The sequence below is a fragment of the Telluria mixta genome (genome assembly GCF_029223865.1).
GTDB classification, from domain to species: domain Bacteria; phylum Pseudomonadota; class Gammaproteobacteria; order Burkholderiales; family Burkholderiaceae_D; genus Telluria; species Telluria mixta.
Genome location: NZ_CP119520.1, coordinates 4,754,642 through 4,780,569, shown reverse-complemented (window position 1 = coordinate 4,780,569; position 25,928 = coordinate 4,754,642). Strand labels below are relative to the sequence as shown.

25 protein-coding genes are annotated in these 25,928 nt (G+C 56.7%); 3 read left to right on the top strand and 22 right to left on the bottom strand.

What is annotated here, in order from left to right:
• Nucleotides 1-611: 611 nt before the first annotated feature.
• The 5 genes from P0M04_RS21285 to P0M04_RS21270 form a co-directional block, all read right to left on the bottom strand.
• Nucleotides 612-1,214, bottom strand: a complete 603-nt coding sequence (locus P0M04_RS21285) for a hypothetical protein (protein ID WP_259447126.1) — start codon at nucleotides 1,212-1,214, stop codon at nucleotides 612-614.
• Between the two features lie 389 nt (nucleotides 1,215-1,603).
• On the bottom strand, nucleotides 1,604-1,999 hold the full coding sequence (locus P0M04_RS21280) for a hypothetical protein (protein WP_259447127.1): 396 nt from the start codon (nucleotides 1,997-1,999) through the stop codon (nucleotides 1,604-1,606).
• Nucleotides 2,000-2,512: 513 nt separating this feature from the next.
• Nucleotides 2,513-2,800: an antitoxin Xre/MbcA/ParS toxin-binding domain-containing protein gene (locus P0M04_RS32915; RefSeq protein WP_371877202.1), complete on the bottom strand. Its 288-nt coding sequence runs from the start codon at nucleotides 2,798-2,800 to the stop codon at nucleotides 2,513-2,515.
• Between the two features lie 73 nt (nucleotides 2,801-2,873).
• Nucleotides 2,874-3,251, bottom strand: a complete 378-nt coding sequence (locus tag P0M04_RS21275) for a hypothetical protein (RefSeq protein WP_259447128.1) — start codon at nucleotides 3,249-3,251, stop codon at nucleotides 2,874-2,876.
• A 245-nt stretch (nucleotides 3,252-3,496) separates the two neighbouring features.
• Nucleotides 3,497-3,907, bottom strand: coding sequence for a hypothetical protein (locus P0M04_RS21270; protein WP_259447129.1), 411 nt, complete (start codon nucleotides 3,905-3,907; stop codon nucleotides 3,497-3,499).
• Nucleotides 3,908-4,457: 550 nt separating this feature from the next.
• Here P0M04_RS21270 and P0M04_RS21265 point away from each other — a divergent pair.
• The 3 genes from P0M04_RS21265 (at nucleotide 4,458) to P0M04_RS21260 (ending at nucleotide 6,349) form a co-directional block, all read left to right on the top strand.
• A complete protein-coding gene (locus P0M04_RS21265; RefSeq protein WP_259447130.1) occupies nucleotides 4,458-4,754 on the top strand; it encodes a helix-turn-helix domain-containing protein in 297 nt (98 codons plus the stop codon).
• A gap of 106 nt (nucleotides 4,755-4,860) precedes the next feature.
• Nucleotides 4,861-5,064, top strand: coding sequence for a diguanylate cyclase domain-containing protein (locus P0M04_RS32910; protein WP_371877237.1), 204 nt, complete (start codon nucleotides 4,861-4,863; stop codon nucleotides 5,062-5,064).
• Nucleotides 5,065-5,218: 154 nt separating this feature from the next.
• Nucleotides 5,219-6,349, top strand: coding sequence for a hypothetical protein (locus P0M04_RS21260; protein WP_259447131.1), 1,131 nt, complete (start codon nucleotides 5,219-5,221; stop codon nucleotides 6,347-6,349).
• Nucleotides 6,350-6,356: 7 nt separating this feature from the next.
• Here the strand turns inward: P0M04_RS21260 and P0M04_RS21255 are convergent, their stop codons facing one another.
• The 17 genes from P0M04_RS21255 to P0M04_RS21175 form a co-directional block, all read right to left on the bottom strand.
• A complete protein-coding gene (locus P0M04_RS21255) occupies nucleotides 6,357-7,283 on the bottom strand; it encodes a hypothetical protein (RefSeq protein WP_259447132.1) in 927 nt (308 codons plus the stop codon).
• A 12-nt stretch (nucleotides 7,284-7,295) separates the two neighbouring features.
• Entirely contained in the window at nucleotides 7,296-9,023 is a 1,728-nt protein-coding gene (locus P0M04_RS21250; RefSeq protein ID WP_443098682.1) for an ORC-CDC6 family AAA ATPase, read from the bottom strand.
• Nucleotides 9,024-9,308: 285 nt separating this feature from the next.
• On the bottom strand, nucleotides 9,309-10,268 hold the full coding sequence (locus P0M04_RS21245; protein WP_259447134.1) for a phosphoribosyltransferase-like protein: 960 nt from the start codon (nucleotides 10,266-10,268) through the stop codon (nucleotides 9,309-9,311).
• Between the two features lie 619 nt (nucleotides 10,269-10,887).
• On the bottom strand, nucleotides 10,888-12,309 hold the full coding sequence (locus tag P0M04_RS21240; protein ID WP_259447135.1) for an ATP-binding protein: 1,422 nt from the start codon (nucleotides 12,307-12,309) through the stop codon (nucleotides 10,888-10,890).
• Between the two features lie 111 nt (nucleotides 12,310-12,420).
• On the bottom strand, nucleotides 12,421-12,702 hold the full coding sequence (locus P0M04_RS21235; RefSeq protein WP_259447136.1) for a hypothetical protein: 282 nt from the start codon (nucleotides 12,700-12,702) through the stop codon (nucleotides 12,421-12,423).
• Nucleotides 12,703-12,829: 127 nt separating this feature from the next.
• Nucleotides 12,830-13,255: a hypothetical protein gene (locus tag P0M04_RS21230; RefSeq protein WP_259447137.1), complete on the bottom strand. Its 426-nt coding sequence runs from the start codon at nucleotides 13,253-13,255 to the stop codon at nucleotides 12,830-12,832.
• A gap of 599 nt (nucleotides 13,256-13,854) precedes the next feature.
• Nucleotides 13,855-15,024: an MFS transporter gene (locus P0M04_RS21225; protein WP_259447138.1), complete on the bottom strand. Its 1,170-nt coding sequence runs from the start codon at nucleotides 15,022-15,024 to the stop codon at nucleotides 13,855-13,857.
• 197 nt (nucleotides 15,025-15,221) lie between these two features.
• The gene (locus tag P0M04_RS21220; RefSeq protein WP_281042060.1) at nucleotides 15,222-16,799 is read right to left on the bottom strand and encodes a methyl-accepting chemotaxis protein; all 1,578 of its coding nucleotides are present in this window, start codon (nucleotides 16,797-16,799) and stop codon (nucleotides 15,222-15,224) included.
• Nucleotides 16,800-16,879: 80 nt separating this feature from the next.
• The gene (locus P0M04_RS21215; protein ID WP_259447139.1) at nucleotides 16,880-17,299 is read right to left on the bottom strand and encodes a type 2 periplasmic-binding domain-containing protein; all 420 of its coding nucleotides are present in this window, start codon (nucleotides 17,297-17,299) and stop codon (nucleotides 16,880-16,882) included.
• A gap of 10 nt (nucleotides 17,300-17,309) precedes the next feature.
• Nucleotides 17,310-18,356 carry a hypothetical protein gene (locus P0M04_RS21210; RefSeq protein WP_259447140.1) on the bottom strand — a complete coding sequence of 349 codons (1,047 nt, stop codon included), beginning with the start codon at nucleotides 18,354-18,356 and terminating at the stop codon, nucleotides 17,310-17,312.
• A 547-nt stretch (nucleotides 18,357-18,903) separates the two neighbouring features.
• Nucleotides 18,904-19,896: a fumarylacetoacetate hydrolase family protein gene (locus P0M04_RS21205; protein WP_259447141.1), complete on the bottom strand. Its 993-nt coding sequence runs from the start codon at nucleotides 19,894-19,896 to the stop codon at nucleotides 18,904-18,906.
• Nucleotides 19,893-20,717, bottom strand: coding sequence for a cyclase family protein (locus tag P0M04_RS21200; RefSeq protein ID WP_259447142.1), 825 nt, complete (start codon nucleotides 20,715-20,717; stop codon nucleotides 19,893-19,895). Before P0M04_RS21200 ends, P0M04_RS21205 begins: the two co-directional genes overlap by 4 nt.
• Before the next feature lie 10 nt (nucleotides 20,718-20,727).
• Nucleotides 20,728-21,858, bottom strand: coding sequence for an FAD-dependent oxidoreductase (locus tag P0M04_RS21195; RefSeq protein WP_259447143.1), 1,131 nt, complete (start codon nucleotides 21,856-21,858; stop codon nucleotides 20,728-20,730).
• Nucleotide 21,859: 1 nt separating this feature from the next.
• A complete protein-coding gene (locus P0M04_RS21190) occupies nucleotides 21,860-22,219 on the bottom strand; it encodes a Rieske (2Fe-2S) protein (protein WP_259447144.1) in 360 nt (119 codons plus the stop codon).
• Between the two features lie 10 nt (nucleotides 22,220-22,229).
• On the bottom strand, nucleotides 22,230-23,177 hold the full coding sequence (locus P0M04_RS21185) for a VOC family protein (RefSeq protein ID WP_259447145.1): 948 nt from the start codon (nucleotides 23,175-23,177) through the stop codon (nucleotides 22,230-22,232).
• A gap of 28 nt (nucleotides 23,178-23,205) precedes the next feature.
• The gene (locus P0M04_RS21180; RefSeq protein ID WP_259447146.1) at nucleotides 23,206-24,366 is read right to left on the bottom strand and encodes an alpha/beta hydrolase family protein; all 1,161 of its coding nucleotides are present in this window, start codon (nucleotides 24,364-24,366) and stop codon (nucleotides 23,206-23,208) included.
• Nucleotides 24,367-24,542: 176 nt separating this feature from the next.
• A complete protein-coding gene (locus P0M04_RS21175; protein WP_259447147.1) occupies nucleotides 24,543-25,922 on the bottom strand; it encodes a DUF1329 domain-containing protein in 1,380 nt (459 codons plus the stop codon).
• Between the last annotated feature and the right edge of the window lie 6 nt (nucleotides 25,923-25,928).

Sequence of the window (25,928 nt, the reverse complement as noted above, 5' to 3'; positions counted from 1 at the left end):
GCCGAAACGCTATAGGTGCGGATATTAATTTTAGGAACCTGGTCCGCAGTCATCACTTATCAAATTCACTTTGAACAACTTCCGGCAAAGGGGCATTGAAGTCGTCAGCGATTTTGATTGTGCCTTTCATTGCACCAGGTTCACGAATCGAATGTTGACGGGCGATGCTTCCAAATTCTCTCCCAACCGGGCGAGCATTCAGCCAAGCTAGGTCGTCGGTAGTGAGTTTAAAAGGAAAAGACATACCGGCACGCTGGGCCTGAAGCTGCTCGAGTGCGGTTCTTCATGGTCCTTACCTTCTGCGAGGACCGCGAGCACGTCGGCATGAGTAGCCATTACGCGCCGGGCAGCGTCAACCACATGCCGACGGCCTTACACGCCGGCCAAGTCTAGCGGCACGGGCCGCACGGGCTTGCGGTACAGATTAGTTTGCATACGGTAGCGGGCTTCGAAGTTCATTTGATGATGATAGCCCATTCTATCATCAAGCTAAATAGCGTTGACGCTGGAGATGGAAGGAGCTGAATGTGGCAGATTTAATATCAGACTTTTGGATCTAGCGTCCCGACAGTAAATTGCTCGATAGATTCCGGGGGAAGGAATCGAAAAAGCTATGCGACATATGTCCCCTTCCGACTCTGGGCGGCTTTGATGACGTTACTGGACCGGTCAAGTGCGTCTTTCGGGGCCACAGAAATAACCTCGTCGCCCACTTGCCTCACGATCCAGCCATTAGGAAAGTGGAACCACGTTGCGAGTGACCAGGTATCTGCACATTCCCCATACGCTTTCAGGATTTCGCTGATGATCGGCAGCGGTTGATACATCGCATCGAACTGGTAACGAGGATAATAGTTTTTCCTACCGTACGAAACACTAAAGATGCGCCCGCGACGCTTCCAATTGCTCGCAGGAAGTGACTTTTTCGATGGAGGCTTTTTCTGCAACTCGTTGATATCTTCCGCGGTCAGCCAGTCGCCTTCTTCGAACACTTTTTTGACGGTAGCCATGTGGCTAACACGTTCTTCTATCATAATGCCGCCCGGGTTAGCTTGGCTGATAATTAATCGCGCCACGTTATCCGCAGATTCGGCAAGATCCTTGAAAGTAGTACTGCTCGCAAGGATCTGCACTGCTTCTGCCAAACCTTCTTCCAGCAATTCTGCAACGCGGAACGGAAAGTGCCACGACACTTTAACCGTCAAGCTCAGCACCCATATCCTCGCCTTCTCTCAACGGTACGCTCATCGATTCCTCCTGTTCTTCACTGCATTGATGGCTTGCCCTAACATTGCAATCTGCAATACTCTACTGACAAAGCGGAAGCGCTTCGTCACTTCGCACAAACTGCGATATGCTCAAGCTTCAACGCTCGTGGCCTGCCCCTAAGCTGCATGACGCGCTTACTGCTGTAATGTTTCGTTGTCATGGCATACTCCGTCCACACTTCTACAGCATGCCACAGCTAGGTTATTAATTTCGACTATACCCTCTAAGCGTACAATAAGATGAGGGAGTCATATTGACGCAGTATTTGTCGCATCGAATTAAGCGATATATTAACAACGCTGCTTTTATGCTCTTTTCGTTTCGCATGGCTCAGCTAGCTGATTACATCTAGATAACTCAGATGGAAAAGTGAGCTTATCAATTCCGGCCCGAAAGCATTAATGGCATAAACGTCCTCATGCTGATCTTTCTTTAGATCATAAACGCCTAGGATAAATTCACATCCGGTTTTTTCCGCAAGATCGGTTGCAAAATTTATTAATTTCTCGACCGCATCACCGACTACCTGTTCTGTACTAAGAGACAAACCTACCTCCCAACGTGCAACATCACTGTGCACACCTACGACAGGTATAATTTTATTACTAAATAAGCTTAGAGAAGCGGCTGGCCAGCTTGCAACGAGGTTATGAAATGACACCATTAGCGATTCTTTGGTGCCGCTCGAATCGGTCGTGGTAGCGTACAAATAAACTTTTGAGTTCGTCATAGTAGGTTCGTTATTGAAATGTCTCAACGAGATCATAATCTGACGGAATATCTTCAAATCTGAACTTGCAGGTGCTCAATCGATATAGAGCTCTTCATTATCAAGTAAGCCGGTCGAGATATCATGACCGCATTGAAATGACAAAAAATCTGCCTCTCGACTTTTCACCACAAGAGACCGATAGCAGGAATTTAATATGGCTCAGTGTACGATCTTATTGTTCGCACAACAAGTAGGCTTCGTTAGTGCTCCAAGCTTGCCAAACGTCGAGGGAACGGCAGAATCGTGCAGCGTTGGGGTATCGGACGAACGTGCGCTCAGGCGCAAGCTATGTGCAGTCAGCCCCCTCTACTTCAAGAGGGTGAGCCGGTACGTGGCGACGACGCCAACATTAGTTGCCGCTGACGGGAGGGTAGTAATGGAAGACTTCACCAAGGGCACGGCACAGTTCTACCTCAGCCAATACACTTTCCTAACACTCTGCAGCCTCGAGCCAAATCGTCGAGATCGATATTATGTATAGACACAGTACTCTAACCTTGTCAGATGCTCTCGTACCAATTGCACCCTACCATTATTTACTAAGTCAACTGGTCGCATTCCGCTCAAAGCAAGAGCTGGGGTAACTAACCAGTTCAATGCAGCCGAATGATTATTCCCGAACAAGCGAAGTACATCACGTTTAATCAAACGCCAGACTTTGATTTTCTTAACAATCGCCACGTCTGCCACCAGCGCCTCTCGGTCGATTCTTCGCAAGAGCCGTCGATAAAAGAATTTTTTATGAGATCTCGCGTTCATCTGTTCGATCCTCGCTCCTCACCCTCATCCTCATCCTCATCCCCAACGATCATACTTCCGGCTTTACTCGAAGTTAAGCGGACACTGACATCGGCACCGGCCAACTCAATATTTGGCCAACTCTCCGAATTATCCACTTCGCCTCATCCTCGGATATCCAAGATTTTTGGTTCACGATTTCAAAATACTGTGAAAGCATTTCAATATCACTCATGAGGGTTATGTTATCGGTCTTCGATCTTTGCGCTTCAAACGCTAACAAACTAGCGACCTCTTCAAAATCCCGCCATCGTTCGTACACCTCAGGAGGAGTACAGCCTAACGGATAGAATTTTCCTTCATACTCTCTAACCAAGACTTTAGGCTGAGTGCCGGGAACTGCGCCTAATGACAAAGGATGAGGAAAATCTGACGGTATTTTCTCGTATTCGTACTTATCAGCTTCAATCATGTTTTTACTTTTCGTTACGTCCAGTAAAGTAAATATTCCTTAGCGGCCATTCACTAGAATTTTTCCACTTTCTTCATAGTGTGACTAGCAAGGCAGGCCAATAAAAATTATCGAACCTCGTCCATTTTTTTGACCACCATTTCAAACGTGTCTTCTCTGTACCTCCGTATAATCTGTGGCATCAACGGGCAATTAAAACTAATCAATTACGTCCTTCTTAAATCATAAATCTTGACCTGCTCGTCCTAACGTTCGATATCTAACTTCGTTTCCCTCCACAGACTTGACGTCCTGACAATATCACTCTCACATAACCCACTAAAACCACCGATCTCGATTGAACCATTTTCACATAAATATATATGGACGGTTTCACCACTACTTGCGCACCCTTTCGATATTTCGACAATGCGTTTCAACTGATAGTCCGCATCAGTCTTTCGTCTTGTCTGTATATAAATACGAAATTCTCGGATCTCTTCTGCCAAAAGAAATTCCCAGACATTTTCCAGCGTAGTGAAAATAAAACGTTGCCACATGCTTCCAGCGTCAACGGGAGCAACATCGAGATGAAATAAATGAGTATTTAAGGGGATTTCGATGAAGGGATAGCTGCGCAACCCGGGCTGGCTGCACAGCGCCTGAAGTACTTCCATTCCATCGCTATCCTCCGAACTTTTGTAAGCGTAAAACAAGTCGGTCCTTGAGCGGAATATTTATGGGCGCGTCGATCGATTAGAGTGCCAATGTTCAACATCAAACGCGGCTTTGGTACGCAATATTTTTCAGACAGCGTGTATCTCGTTAGTATGACGCGACTGAGTTCTATCGTGTGCTCGACATATCACTTCTTTCGTAGGAAATCAGCGACATAGGGGCGAACGTGGTGTAGCAGGATGCGCAACCACCAGAAAGTCGTTTGCGCTAACGATGTTAGGGTGGACCAAAAACTACGTCGGCTTACCCTGAGTCATCGTACTGAAGCTCATAACAACAATGTGGCAAGAGCACATCCGAAACGTCAATACTTGCCTCAATTCAAATGATCGGTGTGTTGATTGGACTAGCCGCCGCTATTGGTAAGCGGACACCTTGTCAAGCCTTCTCCCTCAAAAATTTCAATGAAGCAACATCGAGAACGCACGCTATAGCGTGTAGCACTATAGCATGCAATGTAGTTTCATGGGCTCCAAATATTGGAGTAACATGAAGCAACAAAATCAGTTTGGTTCCGCGTTCAGAGCGGTAAGGCTTGCCCGTGGGCTAACGCAGGAAGACTTCGCACATCACTCTGGCCGTACCTATATAAGCGAGCTTGAGCGTGGCATTAAGCAACCAACTTTGCAAAAAATTGATGACCTTGTCGTGCCGTTAGAAGTTCATCCACTAACTTTAATCGCCTTAGCCTATCTCAAGCAGTGGGACGTGATGTGTTGCGAAGACCTGCTTGGGAAAGTTCGCGACGAACTCGGTGAGATACTCGCAGCCAGCCTTCGAAGTTAGTCAGCCGAAACACCGTGCGACGTCTACGCGTCCTAGACACTGTGCAATACTGAACTCGACCGCTTCGTATGCACCGACCGCCTAGTGGGTCCGTACGAGAAACCGGATCTACCTCGACGAACGTCCGACGGCGGGCCTTTCCCGTACCGTTCAGGACGACAAGAGTTACTCCATTGTGATGATCGACGTAGTTCACTTCCCGCGTTGCAACGATACGTATGGTCACGCTTCTGGCGATACCTGCGTCCGCGTGGTGTACTGGCGATACGTGATACCTTTCACCCTCGTTCCAATGTTGCGGCAGCAATAAAGGAAAGGTGAACTGGTGATTGAGTGTTAGATGCACGTACAATAACGCTGCCAAAAAGTGCTTAACGGGAACAAGTTTGCGATACCGAACAGTCAAATCACATCGAAAGAAGCATGGCCAGGTATTCACTCCTCCGGCGCTCGCCCACCGCCTGATGCATTTTCTCGGCGGTCTGGATGAGAGCTGGCTTGAGCTTGGTGTCGGAACAGGTCGGCTGCTCGACGCGTGCTTGAGCACAAATGCGCCATCGGCCTATATCGGTGTCGAGAAGGACCTTTCCCTGATTGGTCAATGTCAACCTGCTTTTGTCCGCAATTTGCTGCACGCCGATGTCCTGATTCCGGAAGTTTTAGCCAAGGTGCTGGGTGACAAGGTATTCACGCGTTCTGTGGGCAATCCACCGTATGGCTGCATGGCATTACCCGACGCGGCCCTGCGCCGGATTGACGCGCTTTGCCCGGGCCTATACTTGGTCAACGGTTGGGGAAACCTCGATCTTTATTTTGTCCTCGAATCGCTTGCTCGACTGCGCCGGCCGGGCCAAGCCGGATTCATTGTGAGCGCAGCTGTCGCCGCTGACGTCAAGCTTGCCGCGTTCAGGAAAAACCTGATCGACGTCGCATCGGAAGTGCTGTGCTACGAACTTCCGATTGATACGTTCGGCAATAAGGCTGAAGTGCAGAGCTACATGCTCATTGCGAAGTTCGGCCGCACTAAGCGGCGCTGTGTTGTGAAGGTTGGACGTCTTGCAGGCCAGGATTTCGACGTTGCCGAAGAGCGCTCCATTCATCCTGAAGTAGGCGCCGCACGGCTCGACCTTGGGTACCACAAATTCGCAGACCTTACCGCGTCGTTGCAAGCTAAGAGTGGTAGTTTTACAATGCGCGAGCTTGGCGCTTCGATCATCCGCGGCAGTCGAACCCACCATCAGTTCCTCGATCTCGAGGTGCCGCACTTTCATACGAGCGATTTCCCTCCAGGCGGCGGCAATGTAGAGTTCGACCACATCGACACTTGCAGTTTCCAACTCGCCTGCGGAGGAGATATTCTCGTTCCGCGAGTAGGGACGCGATGCCTCGACCGGCATGCCCTAGTGGCCACCGGCAGTCGCCCGTACACAGAAGCCGTATATCGCGTACGAGTCCCTAGTCGATATGTCGACCGGATCGCATCGTGGATTGGCAGTGATGTCGGTACCGAGTGGCGCGTGGCCGCCGCGAAAGGCGCATGCGCGAAGCATCTTACGGTATCCGCATTGATGCAGATGCCCGTACTTGGCAGCTGACGAAAAATCAGCTGTTGAGGTCCACCTCGTACAGGTGTGTCCGATTGACTCCGAAAGACCGTCCCTTTAGTCGTACAGGGTGGTCATAGACAATCCGAAGAAACGCAGAATTTTCCACACAGTACAGTGCCGCTCCCAACGCCATCGGCTTCGTGCCAAATGGTGCGACGGCCAGGCGGTTGGTCTCGCCTCCTATGTTTGCATGATGCGCCTCGTGAAGTAGACGGTAGGCAGCGCGCGGATTGCTAGCCGAGCAGTAGCGAACTGACGTGTTCTCGCGTTGTAGGAGGCGATAGTTGGCCATCAGCGCGTGCAAATCCCATGATGCCTGAAAAGGCGGCATGCCAAAAACAACCGTCACCTTGTGATAGTAATGGCCGTCCTCATCGTTTAGCACCTGACTAAGCCGGCTACCTTCGAATCCAAGGAAAGCGATAAGTCGCGCTTTCGTATCGACCCGGAACATGCTGGTGTAAGGCGGAATAGGGTTCTTCGCTTTGAAGTGAGAGCTCAAGTTGAAAGCAACCCCGGGCGTGATAACTTCATCAGGTGGTTTCTTCGTATAACCCTCTGGCTCCGTGTAGATGAAGACGCATCGCGGCTTCCTCCCGCGTGGCAAACTATTGTACGCGTGAAGGATGAGTACAATCTCTGGAAACTCGAGCGTTGTGGCGTCCAGCAAGACGGAGCTGGCTCGCAAGTCGCGAGGCAGGTCTATGACCGAGTCGGCCTTATAGGCGTGGTCACCTACCTTAAGGGTAAATGTGTCGGAGTCGTAGGAGACCACGTGCGAAGACTTCGCGGCGCTCCTGGCTCGCTCGACAGAATAAGCGCTACGGTCATCGATGTCGTTCAGCCCGTGGAAAGACACGTCGAAACCAGCAAGCGCTTCGATCTCAGATGGTGTCAGTATGTCTTGACGCAAAAATTGCACGGATGCGCCCTCCTAGAAAAGCTTATCGGAGGTTTGCGGTCGATTGGTATCGTCCGGCTCGACCAGGGTCTTCAACAAGAGTTCGAACTGCGCCGAGGAGTGAAGAAAAATGACGTCTACTTCGCCAGCCCGGAGAGTGATCTTCTTGCGTTTTCGGTAGCTAATATTGAAGCGCGGCGTGTAGATCCTGTTGAGTACAAGGTCCGACTGCGAGACGTCGTAATCGCTCTTATTCTTCGTATCCTTTTCCTCGTACAGGACAGACCATACTTTGGCCTCTCTGATCAACTCTTTCGACACAGGCGATAGGTCCTGCTGATCAGCCTGGTCGATCGAAAAGTGATTGATCTCGGCCTCACTTTGACTGCGACGGCGGTTGAACGCTTCGAACACGCGGCCGAGCCGGTTAGCGATTTCAAGTAGCCGTGCTCCGTGGCTGCCGAGCTCAAGAATGTCCTGGAACAATGCTTCGGATACCTGTTTTGCAGCGATGGCTTGCTTTTCAGGATCGACCCGCAGCTGGCCTTCAAGCCGATCAGCGCTCTGACGTTGAAACGCCAGGAGTAGCGCGGTGTGGCAAAGCTCCTGAAAAAACCGAAGATTCGGGCTGGCAAGGCGACAGTATCGTTCGAACCCTGCATAGAGTATATTCGCACGCCGCGGCAGGCCTGCGAACAGGTGGAATAAGCATCCATAAAGGTTGTTGTCGACCCATCCGCCCACTTTATAGAAGGGGTCAGCGGCTCTGTCCTTGCCGGGCTGCGTAGATTGCTGGAACTGCGCAATGATCTCCACCGCCTTTTGCGATCGGCGATTCAAGAGCGCTCCCAAGACAATGCTGGCTTCTGGACTGGTATCGCTTATCAAATCGTCCGGCGTGTATCGTTGCTCTTCCTTTTGCAACTGCAGGCCCTTTTGAAGGTAGTCGCGCAGGCGCCGGCGTAACGGAGCATCCGAGACGACAATCCGCGATATTTCAGGCGCCGACAAGACGGGGAGGATTTCCCTGACGCAGCGGAGCACTTCTTTTCGGTACTGATCAGACAAACGATACTCGAGATCCTTGATGTCATGCAGCTTCTCCGGATCGAACATCGGGCAGTGAAAGGTCGCGTTCGCTTCATGTAAGCGAAGCAAAAACAGCTCAGCTGCAAGAAGCTCGAACTCGGATTCTGTTTGCAGGACTTCTTCCAGATCGATCGACCGCAAGTCATGCAGCAGGACAATTCGTTCATCGCTGCTGGTTTTGAAGTCGGTGACGGCATCGCGCTTGTGAGCGATATGCACGGTAAGACGTTTATGCGGATGCTTGATCGCATCACAGATCACTTCGCGATGCGCCGGCTGCAGGTTTTCGAACTCGTCAATGAATGAGCGAAAGGCGATGCTTGTCATGCGCGCCGACCACCCGCTGAGATCTTCCCCCAACTTTGGGATGACTGAAGCAAACGAAATAAACGTGGGTTCAGGACGCTGTCGGGGATTGCGCACCCAAAGTTCAAGTTCATCCAGAAGATCGCATACACGCGTTTCAAGAGCATCCAGTGAAGGCTCTGAAAGCTCAAGGAGCTTGACGAGGCTACGTCCAAGATGACCGCCTTCAAGTGGCAGAGGACCGTCGCTCAAGTTAGCTTTCTCGAGCGATCTTACTGCCCGCCGCGCTTCGAGCAAGAGGCTCAGAGCGACGTAATGGGAAAACGCAAGGCGTGCCACCCTTTCACCTAGCCACTCTGGACTCATTAAGGCACAAAAGCCGGTGTCGGGACGAAAATACAGGCCGATGCCCCGATCTCGCTATCGGCAACGCTGAGCCGCTTGGGACTAAAGGTCGTTGCGTGGCAGAAGTAGCGAATGAACATGGTCTTGCCGCAGCCACGCCCCCCAGGATTCGCACCGAACGTGGATCAGTGAAGATGCTTATGCGCCGAAAAAACGGTGGAACGATAAAATTCTTGTATAGGTCATCTGGAAGATGATCAGCGCGTGTATTGAGGAAAGCGTCAGCTATGACTTGCATGGGCGGTCCTAGCGGGTAAGCAGCGGGTGCCACTTGTCAGAGTGAGCCCAAAGCAACGGCAACGTGTTGTTGGGCGTGGAGTGATCGAAAGCGACCAGCAATTCCAGACTGTATTTCGTCGCGACAGGAATGTCGGCAGCAAGCGCAATACCGTTGACATGCTCACGTACGTCTGCAAGCAGGTTGGCCCTGTCCATTGCCCACGTATTGGCGTTCTTCGGATCAGCAAAATAAAACCGATGTCTTGCGCTAAGTAACTCAATCGGGCTAACCGAAAGCCAAGGATGGGCAAGCTTTACAGCCGCGACGCCATCGTCGTATGCCATCATGGGGCAGTAAAGCGACCGGAACCGAGCCGCATGCTCGTCGAGGCGATGGAATTTGGCGAACTTCTTGAACTGTTTGCCAGAACCGATAATGTCGTCAATGAAGATAAGCACCTTCACAGACTCTGGCAGCGACAAAATGGCCTCTGGCGAGCACGTCAACGTTCTTGCGACCTGCCCATGCTGGCGCAGGTGGCGGATGATGATGTCACCGCTTTTACCCGGCTCTTCGTTGGCAAAGCTGCGATCAATAGCTACAAACCTCACCGGATGAGATGATTCCCCAGCTTTGAGCGAAGCCAGGAATTCCTCTATACACGTGGCGCCGTATGCATCCCACTGTCGCAGTTGCGATGGCAACACGCACTGAAGCAACTGGTCAATCGAGCTGTACAGCATCGGCTCAGACCGAAAGATTAATCCATCAAGGATGCGTGCAGCCAGATACTTGTCTTGTGCCGAAACGAAGTTACTCAGCCATTTGTCGAGGACGATCTCATCGATTTTAGACAAGACTCCCTTCCGTATCAGGAGCCGGAACCGTTGGGTCACCTCTTCGAAAAACTGGCCGTACTGCTGAGGAACAAAGAAACTCATATAGTTGGCAGAAAGACGGCTGCGTGTTCGCCGGCCGGACATCATATCGTTTCGGTACGTGCCCAAGTGCTGTCCCGGTGCTCGTATGCGGTGCCACACTGATTGATAAACTGCGTCAAGCAAATTGCTGCGAAAGTCGCTATCACCACATCCCGAAACATTAGGAAAAAACTTTATAGAGGAGCAACGATAGCGGTGACCGCTAGGCAATGTCAACCAACGCGTAAGCAAAATTCCTTGGCAGCCAGGTGTTTACCCCTGGTTGGTTAAAGTTGACGACTGACTTTGAGTATATGTAGTGAGGCGAACGGAGTCTGCTGCGCCCCAGCATAGTTACTCGGTGGCAATTACAGCTGCACAGTATGTCTACGAAGTCGAGCGACCATTTTCCTATCCGCTTATGATTTGAGCATCGGTCTGGGAGCAGACGCGGCTGGGTGAAGTGATGCGCCGGTGACAGGAGGACATCGATGACAACAGAAATTATAACTCAAGGGTACGGGCGATAAAAACGGCTGAGGGACCGTTTTTCTGCGATACATTTGCTTTCAAGGGACGACCGGCGGCACCGCCACAGGCTCCTTGTTCTCGGCGCTTATCCGGCGAACCGACTTGTCGCCGTGGTTAAAGACCTTGACAGTTACAAACACACCTGGTTTCAGTGTCACGCGTTGCTTGCGTGCGCTGGCCCAGGCTTGACCCACCGAACGCGCACGCCTGTTTGCTTTTCGTCTTCACGTATGAGCAGCTTTTGCTCCCGCATTTTCGCAAACAGCGCCGTGGCTTGCTCGGAATGCTCGAGTGCTAGGATATCAAGCGCCTGTCGATTAGTGATGGCTCCATGCTTGCTTACGAACTTGGTGACGATATTCGCAGGGTCATCCTTCGGCTCGCGCTTGAGAACAACGTAGAGGTTAACGCCATCTTCGCGCAAAATTGGATCGATAAAGCCCGCTTGCCCCATCCGCTCATACACCGTGTTGATTCCCTCTCCCAGATCTTTGTTGGGCGCATCAGGGTACTTTGCCAAAAGCCGTACCAACTTGGGATTTCTGGAGAATCGTGCATCCCTGATGTTCTTAACCGTGACGTACCCAGGCAGGCGCCCTGGGCTACGAAACTCGATACGGTTGCGATAAACGCTAATCAACACATTGTCAGAAATGCTATAGTCCCGATGCAAAACCGAATTGACCAGCAGTTCATAGAGGGCATCATCTGGATAATCGGGGGCCTGTAAGCCTTCCATCGTCCAGCACAAACATCTACTGATGACCTCTTTGAGCGTGTGGAATGCCTCGGCAATCTGGTCGTGTAAAGGTCCTTCGATCGTGTGCCGATCGTCGGTCAGTGCATCGCGTTCTATTTCCTCTTCCGAAGAGTCGTACCGGACGATCTTCACAGCACATTGCCTTGGCATCGACGCACTTGGGTTTTTGGCAAACAGCAGGACCAACGCGACGGTCGGGTGCATGTCTTCGGGCAGAAGATTTTCCTGAACGGCGAAGTTAAATGGGTCCTTGTCTGTGATCTTGAGGTTCGCGATGAATTTCTTGAATGGATCCCCTTCAAGAATCGTCTCTGCGCGCACGGATGGCAGCACAGTGTCCTCTTCGGAAATAACGCCCTTGGCCCGCATCAGTTCCTGGATCTTCGCACCAGTGACTGATATCGATTGCGCCCCTTTGCGTAACAAGACCTCACCTTTGGACGTTTCGTGTACCTTCTGGCTCTTGCGTATCTTCAAGCGCAAAACATAATCGGTTTTGTATCCACCCTCCCTGTACAAGAACTGATGCACGAAGTCAATGCTTGGATTGAGATCGGCTAAAGCCACAATAATAGGATTGAAGGACTCAATGCTGTCAGCGCCTTGCCATTGGCTGAGAGGGTCGTTGCTTCTGTTCGTCTTAGCGTCTTCGATACCAACAACGACCGTGCCGCCTTCCGCGTTGGCAAACGCAACGGCAACGTTTTGCAGTTGACCAGGTTTGATCCGCACTGATTTTCGATCGAAAAAGTCGCTTTCCTGCTGCGTGCACAGATCAAGCGCTTCCGTATCCCCTATCTTCAAAACCGTTTCCATAATTTAGATTCCATTACACGTTTACGAGTATGAGCCAAACCACTAGCTTCGCTGAGATCGGCACGCTGCTGACGTAGCGAAGTAAACAAGGCGCCGCAGGAAGAAATCTTGTTAGGCTTGGCTAGCGATGCGCACTAGGTGACGCATGAAGCAGGACGTCACCTCAAAAATGAAGTCAACCTCTTCCTCAACAACAGCCGCGTCATGCTTGACATAGGTGTTCTGATACTTCGAGTAGTACTCGAAGAGTTTGCAAAACATATTGGCAAGTTCAGGTGAGCCTTTGGGCTGCTTGATAAAGGCGCCGAGCGGCTGAGTCTGGTTCTCCAGCGACTTATGATTGTTCAGCAGGCTATGGAGTAGAACCTCGAGAGCAAGACGCAAGTCGTCCATTACGTTGCGCTCGAAAACTCCATGCTCTCTTTTCTGTTGTGCCGCCTCGTATAGCTTCAAAGCCTTGGGACAGCCACCGAGCCAATGACGTGTCTCCTGTGTCAATACATGGTTGAGGTCCCTCGCGCTAACTTCTGTCGAGAGATGTCCATAGCGAGAGAGAAGCTGGAGTTTCAGCTTGTGCGCCTCCTCGGCCATGCTGGATGGAGCGGTGATCGCACAGTTCCTGGATGATCTTGAACCGCCAGCTCGATGGCAACGCCACGATGTTCTCGAACAGGGCTGTGCGCTTGTTTGTGCCCATGGCTGAAGAAAACGGATACGAAGCAAAGGGAATGTTGACATCGGCATCGACAGCATAAGCCGAGCAGGACCGAACGATCTCGCTGCCGCTTAGCCCTTTGTTGGTATCAGCAAGAACTGCCGCAGCATGCGTTACGAAGACGGCTGGAATTTCATCGGGAAACAGCATATGGTTGATAAGTTTGTTTGAGTGAAAGCCACTGGCAACTTTAATTTCTAAAGTAGCTTTGTTGGTTGACTTACTATACATCTTTCACGCTGGCACTAACAAGCTAAATCGCCACCGCACTTCTTGACTCCTAAGCTGACTGACCATGCAGCCGATTGTCTCGCTGGCGCGGCCCATCGCTTCTTCAATCACACTATTGCCCGTTCGGGGTAGTCGGATGAAAAAAGTAAATATTCGGTATGGAGTCTCAGGCTTTCCGAAGTTAAAAAGTACATAACAAAACTTTTCGACGTGTCTCCAGAAGATGGGAGAGCGGGCACGCGTAAGGAACGTTTGTAAATATCAGCCGTCGCTCATGACGGATGGGCGTCGTCGGAAACGATGACGCCATCTAAGATTCCTCTTGAGCGCCCGCTATTGGCCGCGGATTCAACTGATGAACGCAACACTCTAAGACGTGTGGAGGAGTGTTCACATCAACCGGAAACGTCGTATCTACTATTTCAAGCGTAAAAAACACTGATGTGGGAGCGATGGCGGCAAGGCGATTTGCTTCAAAAGATTTCCCGCCTGCTTTGCCGAAACCACTCGTCAGTTCAAGGAATGCTGGCCGAGACAGGCGGCATCTGTCCTGCTCGGACCTTCGGCCAGCACAAGTGCAGATGACTAAGACTCCGAGATCAGTGAGGTACCGGCGCATCCTTCGCGGCCTGAGAATCGCCGCGTAGCGTATGCCCGACCACCACCGCGAGGACCGCGGCACAACCGGCGAAAAAGTAATACAGGCTCGACGCTCCCGTCGACGTCATCAATGCACCGGCGATCAGCGGACCCAGGCATGAGCCAATGCCGAAGACGCTGAGCAGCATGCCGACGAGCGGCACACGCATGTCTGGACAGATGCGTTCGTTCGCAAGCCCCGCGCCCAGCAAATAAAGGCAGAACTGCAGACTGCCGATCGCAAAGGAAAACGCTATCAGCGTGGCCTGCGGCGGCCCCTGCCAGATACCTAGCGGCAAGCACACGCATGCGAGCAAGATGGCGATGCCGCGGATCAGCGTAATCCGCAGCACGCGGTCAGATAGCAGTCCCAATGGCAGCTGCGCGAGCACGCCAGCAACGACGGTCAGCGCCAGGTACCGGCCGACCGCGGCGGTGTCCATGCCTTGCCGTGCCGCATACACCCCGGACAGCCCGAAAAAACTACCGTTCAGCATCCCCGAGACGAATACGGTCAGGACCGCCTGCGAAAGGCCGTGCACCAGCTGGCCAGGGACGACAGGCGCAGCCGCGCGCGCCATGGGCGGTGGGATCCGCGTCAGGACTAGCGGCACAAAGCACAGGACGAACGCCATTGCCACCATCGGCAAGGCGAGCGTGCCGTCCTTGTCATCGAGGCCCAGGGCGAGCTGGCCGAGCATCATGCCGCCGTACGAAGCAACCATGTAGATGGCGAGCACCTTGCCCCGCCCGTTGTTCTCGGCCCGTTCGTTCAGCCAGCTCTCGATCACCATCAGCTGGCACATCATCGCCATGCCCACCATGAGGCGCAATACGAGCCATGCCGGCAACGCCGTCGACCACACGTGGCCGAGTAGCGCCGCCACGATGACGCCGCCGCTCATGAGGTAAGCGCGAACGTGCCCGACCTGCCCGATCAGCAGGCGGCCGACGCCGCCGCCGAAGACCATGCCGAGGGCGTTGGCCGCCATCAGTGCGCCGACCCAGAACTCAGCCGCTCCAGCGGCGTTCAGGCGCAGCGCTAGCCAGGTAATCAGCAAGGTCGATCCCAGCTGCATCAGCAGGGTCGCCACATACAGCATGCCGAACGATTTTGCGGTCCGGATCATCCCTTACACCTCGCCCGCCATGATGTTGGCGGTCTTGGCATCGGGTGCATGTGATCTCTTCATATGTTTCAAGGTCTTCGTTGTTAAGGCGGATCGGCGATCCGTCACATCATCGTTACGGCCACGTCAATGTCTAGGCAACATCTGCGGGTTGTGCTTGCCGGAAAATCAATGTATTCATAAACGAGGGAATTTCTCTACCGTCGCGAGGGGATGCCCAATGCCGGCGTCAGCTGACGGCCAGACACATCCGGGCGCGACGAACCCGCATCCAGCCTGAAGACCTGCAACGCATCAGTCAGTTGCGTCGTTTGGTCGGACAGCGATTCCGCCGCGGCCGACGCCTCTTCGACGAGTGCAGAGTTCTGCTGCGTCATCTCGTCCATGCTACCGATGGCTTGGCCGATCTGGTCGATGCCGATGGCCTGGCGTTGTCCGGCCGCGCTGATTTCGGTCATGATCATTTCCACCTTCCGGACCGAATCGACGATCAGCTTCATCGTGGCGCCCGCCTCGTCGACGAGTGCGCTCCCGGTGGTGACCTTCGATACGGAATCTCCGATCAGCGCCTTGATTTCCTTCGCCGCCGCAGCACTGCGCTGGGCGAGGTTGCGCACCTCGCTGGCGACCACGGCGAACCCGCGGCCCTGCTCTCCCGCGCGCGCCGCCTCCACCGCCGCGTTCAGTGCCAGAATATTGGTCTGGAACGCGATGCCATCGATGACGCCAATGATGTCGACGATCTTGCCTGCCGACGCATTAATGTCCCCCATCGTCGCCACTACGCTGTCGACCACCTCTCCGCCGCGCGTTGCGATGCGCGTGGCGTCGCCAACCAACTGGTTCGCTTCGCCCACGCTTGTCATGTTCTGCTCCACTGTGCCGGTCAGCTCCCGCATCGAACGGTTAGTGAGATCCAGGTTGTGCGCCTGCGCTTCGGTCCTCCCGGCCAGGTCGGCGTTGCCCCGGGCGATCTCCGCGCTGGCGGAAGCGATCGTGTCGGCGGACGACTTGATGCCGGCCACGAGTGTAGCGAGGCGCGTGCGCATTTCGGCGAGGGCGGCCAGCACGCTGTCGCTGCGGTCGGTACGGATGTCCATCGCCAGGTCGCCGCCGGCCACCGCCTGTGCGATCGCCCGCGCATACTCGGGTTCGCCACCGAGTTGCTGCCAGATGGCCCGGACGACGAACCACGATACGGTTGCCAGTCCGGCCACCACCACCAGCGCGGTCAGAACCATCGTCCACAACACCCGGCGCACGCCGTCACCGCTATGCCCGACGCCGGCCTGGAACTGGCGTTGCGCTGCGTCGCCGACCCGGACGAGATCGGCCTGCAGGACACGCTGCGCCGTTTGCATCTTGCCAACCGCGGCCTGGACATCGCCCTGCTCGATCTCCAGCATGATGCGTGCGGCCATCAACGCCGGCGCGTAATAGTCGTCGAATTCCTTCTTGAGCCGGGCACCGGACGCGCCCTGACCTTCGAGGCGGGCGAGCTTGTCGAGGCGCGCGAGAACCTTGCCGGCCTGCTCGCCGATCTGGGCAATGCGCGACTTGTCGCCTTCGCTGACCGCGTCGCGCAAGCCATCTGAAATCGCGCCAACTTCGAGATTCAACGCTTTCGCAGTCTCCAGCAACGGATAGTCAAGGGTCGACGTTCTGTCGATGGAGTGCATCGCATCGGTCGCGATCACGGAACTGACGCCGATGCCGAAGCCGAACACGAGGGTCGATATGACGGGCAATGCCCATATCTTGCGTTTGATGCTCATGGTTCTCTAGCGGTGATGGCACTGCATAACGCTCCGCCGGCCGGTTGACGGCACGGCGGACCGATAAGGTCAAGCCAGGGTTATGGGGCCGTGTAGATTACTTTGACCGTGGCGTCGACTGCACTCTTCTCGATGTAGCCGATGGCTTTCGGATTCGCGGCAACCGCTTTCTTCACCTCGGCGCTGCTGCCGACTTCCTTCGGCATCGTCGCCTTACCCGTAAAGACCAGCTTCGACCACAGCGCTTTTACTTGCGACATGTCCTTGTCGGCGACCTTTTTGTAGAACTCCGCACGGATCGGGGCGTTTTCCGGTTGGTCGATCGGCGTCAGTGAGCTGGCTTTGCCAAGGAAGTGTTGTGCGACTTCATCCTTGGTCATCGATGCCTGCGGCGCGGCCGGGTTGACGACGACGACGACTTCGGCCAGGGCAGGCAACGCGGCGCCGAACGCAACAACGAAAGCAACAACGAAAGCAAGGGAACGGATCGTATTGTGCATGGCTGCCTCCTTAGAAAACGAAGTCGACGGCAATCGTGCCGACGGTGACGGGGCCATGGAAGCCGGTCTTGGGCTGAATGAACAATCCGCGGCCTGTTGGATCGACACGGTCGACTTGGAACTTTAGGGCAGCCGAGCGGAAAGCGTCCCAGCGCAGGCCAACACTATCCGTGCTCTGTGCGATATCGCGTGTTTCCTTGCCGTGACTGTAGTACGGCAGCACCTTGTCAAACCGGTATCCGCCCATTACATACCAGCCGTTGCTGCCATTTCCGATTCCTCGCGCTTGCGTGTACTCGGATTGCACGACGACGTTGTTCGAGTCCATACTAAAACCGATGCCGGTGAATGACACCTTGGTCTTTGGCAAATGGAAGGCTCCTTGGTCGAGCGACAGCTTGCCGTCATTGCGGCCGAAGCGCAGCGTATACGGACCCTGCTCGAAAATGAAATTGACGACGCTTGCGTCCGTGAGCTTGGCCTTGCCGACTCCTCCCGCCATCGTGGTGGTAGAGCTGCCATAGGCAAGCTGCGTGGTCAACGTGGAGGACCCGATGTTCTGCTGCCAGCTCAGGTCGGCTCCGTCGAGACTGTCCATCGGCACTTGCGAATACACTTCCTGGGATGGACGCACCATCGTGTTGGCATAGCCCACGTTGCGATAATCAGAGACCATGAAGATCGCCAGCGGCACGCGGCCGACGCGTACGTTCAGCGTATCGGAAAACTTGAACTTGGCGAATGCTAACGTGGCATCCGCGCCGTAGTCGTCTTCGCCAAACTTGCGGACCAGGCCTTGGCCGGTGAGCGACAGCCAATCGTTGATCTTGGCGTCGACTTGCACGCCAAGGTTGGAATCGACACCAGTACGTGGTGACGTGCCAGCACCGCTTGCCTGGTTCGTGCGAGCAAATTGCGCATCGTTGGTGTTCGTCCAGGTCAGGGCACCGGTACCGAAGCCGCTCACACGGACGGACGAGGTCTCGCCGTCCTGCGCATACGCAGTTGACACAGCCAGAGGGAGAAGCAGCAGTGCTGCGAGGGAATGACTTTTCATAATCTTAGGAAGGTGACACTCTAGTTTGTCTCCGGTCCTGTGCCCCGTGGGGACACAAGACTGGAGAGTTGAAGCCTTGAATAACTCAAGACGCATCGCGGGTTCGATAATGGGTCAGAATATCTATATGGAAAATATAATTTCACTCAAAAAACGTTTATGCGTGATGGTTTGACCACAGATCGTTGCTGTGCGGACAAAGACAACGTACCTGTCGCCAAGTCGCGAATTTCATCAGAGAGTTTTCTCGGCAGGATCGTATCGACGTGCGGTCAAAAGCGTGAAGACGCCTTTTGCGTTAGTGCGGCGCGCAATGACCGGAACAGAGGGCTGGCGTGATTGGGCTTGTCGGCTCCGCGCTGCTGGCCATGACTGAGCGTGCCGATTCATCGACGTTGCCTTGCCGAATTACGTATGAGCTTAAGTCCGCCTGCCGACAGTACCGTCAGGAGATCGCACTGGCGGGCCAATTTCGTCGGTCAACGTAGGATACCCTTTTAAATCCATCTGTCAGAGCTGGTTCGGCCAGTGCGGACAATTGTCCATTTCAGGCGCCTGGCACCCCGGCACAGACGACCTGCTGCTCGATAATCCCGAACGGCAGTTCTCCGCCAGAGGCGCGCGCGCGCATCCGCACCCTGTCGCCAAAGCGCATGAAAGCGGTACGCGGTTCACCATGGTCGATGATCTCGATCACGCGCCTCTCCGCGATACAGGCCGAGCCGGCGTCGCGCGATACATTCGAGACGGTGCCGGAGCCGATAACAGTACCGGCGCTAAGCCGGCGTGTACGCGCCGCATGCGCAATCAGTTCGCCGAAGCCGAAGTTCATCTCGCCGCCGTTGGGATGACCGAAAGCCTGGCCGTTCCACTCGACCTCAAGGTCGAGGTGCACGCGGCCGTCGCGCCATGCGTCGCCCAGCTCGTCCGGCGTGATTGCCACCGGGGCGAAGCTTGTCGACGGCTTGGCCTGCAGGAAGCCGAAGCCACTTTTCATCTCGCGCGGACCGAGTGCACGCAGGCTCCAGTCGTTCAACTGGACCAGCAGGCGCACCGCTTCTAGTGCCCGGGATGGGGGCGTGCCCATGGCGACTGATCCGACGATCACGCCAAACTCTCCCTCGAAGTCGATCCCGAGCGCTTCATCTGGCAGCGGCACCGCATCGTGCGGACCGAGGAAGTCGTCGGCAGCGCCCTGGTACATCACTGGAACCGACTCAAAATCCGGGATCGGCGCCGTGTTGAATGCCCGCTCCATCAGGCGCCCATGGTTCAGAAAGGCCGAAGCGTCGCACCATTGGAACGTACGCGGCAGTGGCGCCATGCATCGGGCGGGCTCGAAGACTATGGCGCCGGTCGCGCACCCCTCGTTGAGCGCGTCGGAGATCTGCTGCAGTTGCGGAGCCAGGCGCTCCCAGCCCTGGATCGCGTGGAGCAGGTCCGGCGCCAGAGCCGACACGTCGACCGCGCTGGCCAAGTCACGCGAAACCACCATCAGGCACCCATCTGGCCGGCCGTTGCGGTATGTGGCCAGCTTCATCGCGTCTCTCCGCTGCGGGGCAGTGCCAGCAACTCGTCGTCGACGATCGCCACCGCGCGGGTCCAGCCTGCCGAACCGCGCCTGACCTTGTGCGGGAAGCAGCTGATGTAGAAGCCATGAGCTGGCAAGGCTTCGAGGTTGTGCAGCTTCTCCAGATGGCAGTAGCCGATGTCGCGGCCAGCCTTGTGTCCTTCCCAGATCAGCGAGACATCACCAGTCTCGGTGATCTTCTTCGCGGTGTACGAGAATGGTGCGTCCCAGCTCCAGGCATCGGTACCGGTGAGACGCACTCCGCGTTCGAGCAGATACATGGTTGCTTCGTACCCCATGCCGCAGCCGGCCTGGACGAAGTCGTTGTGGCCATAGCGGCTGCCCGCGCGGGTATTTACCACGACGATGTCGAGCGGCTGCAGGTCATGGCCGATGCGCTTGAGTTCCGTTTCAACGTCGGCAGCCGTTGCAACGTAGCCATCCGGGAAGTGGCGGAAGTCCAGCTTCACGCCCGGCTGGAAGCACCACTCCAGCGGCACCTCGTCGATCGTGATCGACGCCTTCTTCTCGCCCGACTTCGCATCCATCGTCGAATGGAAGTGGTAAGGCGCGTCCAGATGGGTGCCGCTGTGGGTCGTCATGGTCACCCATTCGGCGGCAGCGGCCTCGCCGTCCGGGTAGTCGGCGACCGTGGTGCCCGGGATCATGGCCATGAATTCGGGCAGCGTGTCGGTGTGCTTTTGGTAGGTGATCTTCGGCGCCAGCGGAGGCGGATCCGACAGCACCTCGTTTTCCAGGTAGATCGACAGGTCGATAAATTTACGGGTCATCGGTAGCTCCTCAAATTGGCGCGGCCAGTGCCGCGAGCGTCGTGCGCATGATGCGCGCGTGTTCTTCCTTGTCGCCGCCGGCGATCTCGATCTCGCCCAGGCGCCCCGAGTTCTGCACAACCATGCGGCAGCGTTCCCAGCGGCGCGCCAGGTAGCGGTCCAGCGCCTGGTCGACGCTGCCGGCGGCGGCCAACTCGTCGGCCAGCACGATCGCATCTTCGATGCCGATGCATGCGCCCGAGGCCATGTGCGGTGTAGTGGCATGCACCGTGTCTCCGATCAGCACCACCCTGCCCTTGAACCAGGGGCTGGGCATGAACATGCTCTCCAGCGGACGGAAGATGACCTGCGAACTTTCGTTCAACTGCTCGCGCACTTGCTGCAGGAGGGGTGCCGGGAACGGCGCCAGCAAAGCTTTCAGGCGAGGCAGGAACTCGGCCGGGTCGATGAAATCGTTGGTAGCGCGGTCTTCGGTCACGAACAGGTACATCTCGTCGCGCGATACCGGATTCAGGCCGGGCTTGACCTTCGGGCCCATCCACATCATGGTGCCATTCACTTCCGGCAGGCGCGGAAGCACAGCGCGCCATACGCCCTGCCCGCTGTACTCCGGCTTCGGGGAGTCCGGAAAGACGGTTTCGCGCACCTTCGAATACAGGCCGTCGGCGCCGATCACAAGGTCGTAGCGTCCTTTGCTGCCATCGATGAATGCCACCTCGACCCCGCTCGCGTCAGTATCGATCGAGGTAAAGGTACAACCCAGGCGCACGTTTGCGCCCGAGGCGCGCGTGGCGTCTGCCAGGATGCGCGCCAGCACAGGACGCATGATGGCGCCGTTACCCGGCACCTCGGGACCGGCGATGCGCGGAGTCGGCAGTTCGGCAACCTTCTGGCCGGTCGGGATGAATATCTCGACGCCGTCGGATGCAGCGCCCTCGTCGAGGAAGGCGTCGATCACGCCGAGCTGGCTCAGCGCGCGCATGCTGGCGCCGCCCATGCTGATGCCGGCGCCGTAGGAGCGCCAGCCCGGGTCGATCTCGACCAGGTCGACCTCAATGCCGCGCTTGCGCAGCTGGATGGCGGCGGCCATGCCGGAAAAGCCGCCGCCGATGATCAGCACCTTGTTGACTGGGCATGCCATGTCATGTCTCCTCTTGGCCCTGGGGGCAAACGTATATATGTTGTTCGGTCGTCGTCATGAGCTCGACCCGTTGCAGCGACTGGCCCAGGCAAGGGCCGAGCACGCAGGCGCCGCTTGCGATGTCGAACTGGGCGCCATGGGCGGCACACACGATCCGGTCCCGCTCATAGTTGAGATAAGCGTCCTTGCGCCAGGCCATCGGCGTGCCGCCATGGTGCGGGCAGGCATCTCGCCAGCCGTGGACTTTGCCCCCGTGCCGCACCAGCAGCACGGTGTCTTGTCCATCGTTCCAGGGATCGAAGCCACGCGATTCGCCTTCCGCCAGTTCACCGTCGCGGCACAGGAATACCGGGGTGGCCATCAGCGTGCCGTCAGTGCCGTTCGCCCGCGCCGGCCGCACCCGGCGGCGGTCCGCCCGGCGCCCACTTGTCGCGCTGCTGGAACAGGAACAGTTGCGAGGCGTCCGCGCTCATCGGCACAGCGCGCGCCGTCCACATTTCGTCATGCAGGTCCATGTCGGCGTCGTACTCAACGTGGCAGCCGAGCGGGCTGTTGAAGTACCAGAACCAGTTGGAGCCCATCTTGTGGCGGCCTGGCCCCCAGAACGATTGGTAGCCCTTGTTCACGAAGCGGGTGCCGGCCTGCATGACTTCCGTCGGGCCGCCCATGTGGAAGGTGAAGTGCTCGCATCCCTTCATGAACGGCGGTGTCTGGATCAGGAACAGCGTGTGGTGGTCGCTGGTCCCGGCTGGTTTCAGGAAAGGCCCCGCGCCCAGGAGGCGGTCGGTGCAGCGGAATCCCAGCCGCTCCACGTAGAAGGCCTCGGCCTTCACGGCATCCGGAACAAAATACACGACGTGCGACAACGTGCGCGGCAGCGCCGGCGCGTTCTCGTCGACGCCGATGACGTTGGCCGGTCGTCCAGCCGGCGCGTACGGCGCGTTGACCGCTTCGGCCGGAAGATCCAGCGGGCGGCGTGGTGTCACCTGGAAGCCGAGCACGAAGCCCATGTCGTCGACCGCCTCGATGCTGCCGTCAGCGAGCGTGCGTACCTCGCGGTCGCGGCCGAGTTCTTCCTCGATGGCGCCGAGCGCCTGCTGGTCGGCGACGCCATAGATGGTCTTGCGCAGCATGCTTGCTGTGCCGAGCGATGCCGGCAGTGCCGGATCGTCCTTGTGCGCCAGGACGATTGCGGTGCCATCCAGCGCTTCGAAGCGACCGTTGCCGACCGGTGTGAGGCCATAGTCGGTCAGGTATTGCGCGCAGGCGGCCACGTCGTCCACGCCGAAGACCAGCGCGTCGGGTCCGATGATGTTCATGTGTTTCTCTCTTTAGGCTATCGTGGGATTACAGGGCGGTACGGCCGCCCAGGGTTTCGGCGACCCAGTCGGCAATGTACGCGCCGGCATTGGCCGAGTTGTCGAAACTCGAGTGCTGCACGCCGCCTTCGCGTTCAGTGAAGATCTTCAGCTCACGCTTAGGGCTGTTGACCAGCTGGTCGTACGTGCGGACGGCCCAGTGCAGCGGGATTTGCGAGTCCTTCTCGCCGTGGGTGACCAGGAACGGCACCTTGATGCGGTCCAGGATGCCGTCCAGGTGCACGTTCTCGGCGATGCGCATGAAGTCGTCCTGGTCCTTCGCGCCCCATACCCAGCGCACGTGCTCCCAGTAGTGCGGCACCGGGAAGCTGCCTTCTTTCTCCAGGCGCTTCTTCTGCACGTCGCGCCAGTCGTGATTGGCGCCCCATACCACACCCATGGCGAAGCGCGGCTCGAAGGCGACCGCGCGCGGGCAGTAGTAACCGCCCAGCGACACACCTTCCAGGCCGATGCGTTTCGAGTCGACGTCGGCACGGGTCTCGAGCCAGTCGACCACCTTGCTGGCCCAGCGCTCGCTGTCGTAGACGGCATGCATGCCGTGCAGGCGCAGCGCCTCGCCGGTGCCCGGCTGGTCGATCACGAGCGAAGACACGCCGCGCCTAGCAAGCCAGTGCGGCAGGCCGACGCGGTATTTCATTTCCTTGGTCGAATCGAGGCCGTTGACTTGCACCAGGATCGGCGCCGGCCCGGTCACGCCTTCGGCTCGCACGAGCAGGCCGGAGATGTGCGCGTCGCCATACGGGATCTCGACGCGCTCGCAGTTCTCGCCAGCAAGCTTGATACCGCGGTTGAAGACGTCGATGAAGCGGCGATACAGCTCCACCCGTCCCGGCGAACCGTGCGCCTGCAGGCGCTCGGCGGTCTGGTAGTAGGTGGCCGCGCGCCCATATTTATCGCCTGCCGAAATCAGGCGACCGAGCGCCTCGTCCTCTTCGGCCAGCCCGCACAGCTTGTCGGCCATACGGCTCCAGGTTTCGCGGAATGCCTTAGTTCCCGCGGCATCAGGCTGCCTTGCCGCTTCCTGCAACGGCGCACACATTTCCTCGATCTCGCCGATCCGGGCCCCCATCTCGATGGCCAGGTCAACCGAGAGGTTCCAAGGGTAGTTTGTTGGGAAATATTTGAACATTGTTGTTTCGTGTCGGATGATTGTTTAAAGCCGGGAAGGCCAATGCTTCACGGCGACGGCTTACTGTAAGTGCGCATCTCCACTGCCGTAAAATGGATTCTCCCGATAGGGTGCTATCCGGCCGGCCAATGGGTCCGGTGCGAGCGGGAACCCACCGGCCGTCGGCGGCGCAGCTGCTAGCGGACACCCTCGCCCGCCAGCGCATCGCCGGTGAAACTGGCTTCCGGTTGACGGCCGATGATGCGATAGTGGGTATTCTTCTCGTTCACCGCTCCGCTCATGTACCAGGCCCCGGTCAGGAGGTCATTGAAGCCGAATTGCTGCGGCGGCGTGGTAGCTGGCAGATCTGGCATCACCACCGGATGCGACCACAGGGTCTTCCACAGCTGTCCCTTGGCGTCCCAGCGATCGCCCAGCACCGCCACCCAGGTATCCTCGTCGACGTAGTAGCGTGACTTCGGCGCCTGGTGGCGCTTGCCCTGCTTGAGGGTGGCCTCGACCACCCACACGCGGTGCAGCTCCCAGCGCACGTGGTCGGGGTTCAGGTGGTTCGTCCCGAAGACTTCCGCATCCGTCTTTGGCGTGTACAGGCCGTTCGCGTTGTAGGGAATGTAGATCTCTTTCTTGCCCACGATCTTCCAGTCGAAGCGGTCGCCGCGGCCATTCCAGACGTCGATCTCGTCAAAGCTCATCACCCCGGCGGATGCCGGCGTCGGCGTATCGCAGCAGGCGTTCGGCAGCTTGCGAGTACGGCGCTGACCGGTCAGGTAGACCCAGGCCTGGGTCTTGTCCGGATCCAGGTTCTCGATGCCGGAGATGGCTTCCCCGGCCCGGATCGCGGGCGCCGCCGTCACCAGGCGCAGCATCCAGTAATTGTTGTTCTTGAACTTGTCGGCGCCGTCCTTGAAGTAGTACGGCATCTGGTAGGTGCCCTGACCTTCGCTGGACAGTACGCGCTTGCCGTCAGATGTCGTCAAGAACTGGCGGAAGTCCTGCTGCCAGGCTTCGCCGCGCCAGCGCAGCAGGTGGTTGGACATCACTTCCCAGCCGCTCTTTGGGATCGGGAAGGGAATACCTCCGTAGGCGCCGCTCACCACGTCGCCATCGAGCTTGGCGCTGGTGGCGTTCTTGTAGATGTTGTCATAGACCCATTGCGGGGCTGCGGCGGTGCGCCGGGTGGTGTAGATGTCGACACGGTAGCTGTTCGGATACTTCTTCAGCAGCGCCTTGGTGCCGTCCGTGAGCTTGTCGGCATACTGGTCCATGTTCTTGGCCGTGATCTGAAACAGCGGCTTGTCGCTCGCAAACGGATCGCCGCGCCGGCCGCCGTTTTTGAAACCAGGTACCGGCGTCGTATAGCCGCCGGTCCAGGCGGGGATCGTGCCCTCCTTGTTGCCGGCCCGTTCTGCACCCATCGGCGTCAAGGTAGACTTCAGCTGGGCCGCCTCGTCCGCGGTGACACCTGCGTAGACCGGCGTCTGGGCGCCGAATGCCATCGCCAGACAGAGTCCCGGAATCAGGCGCGACGTGATCTTGTTCGTTTGGGTGTGGTGCATGGTGTA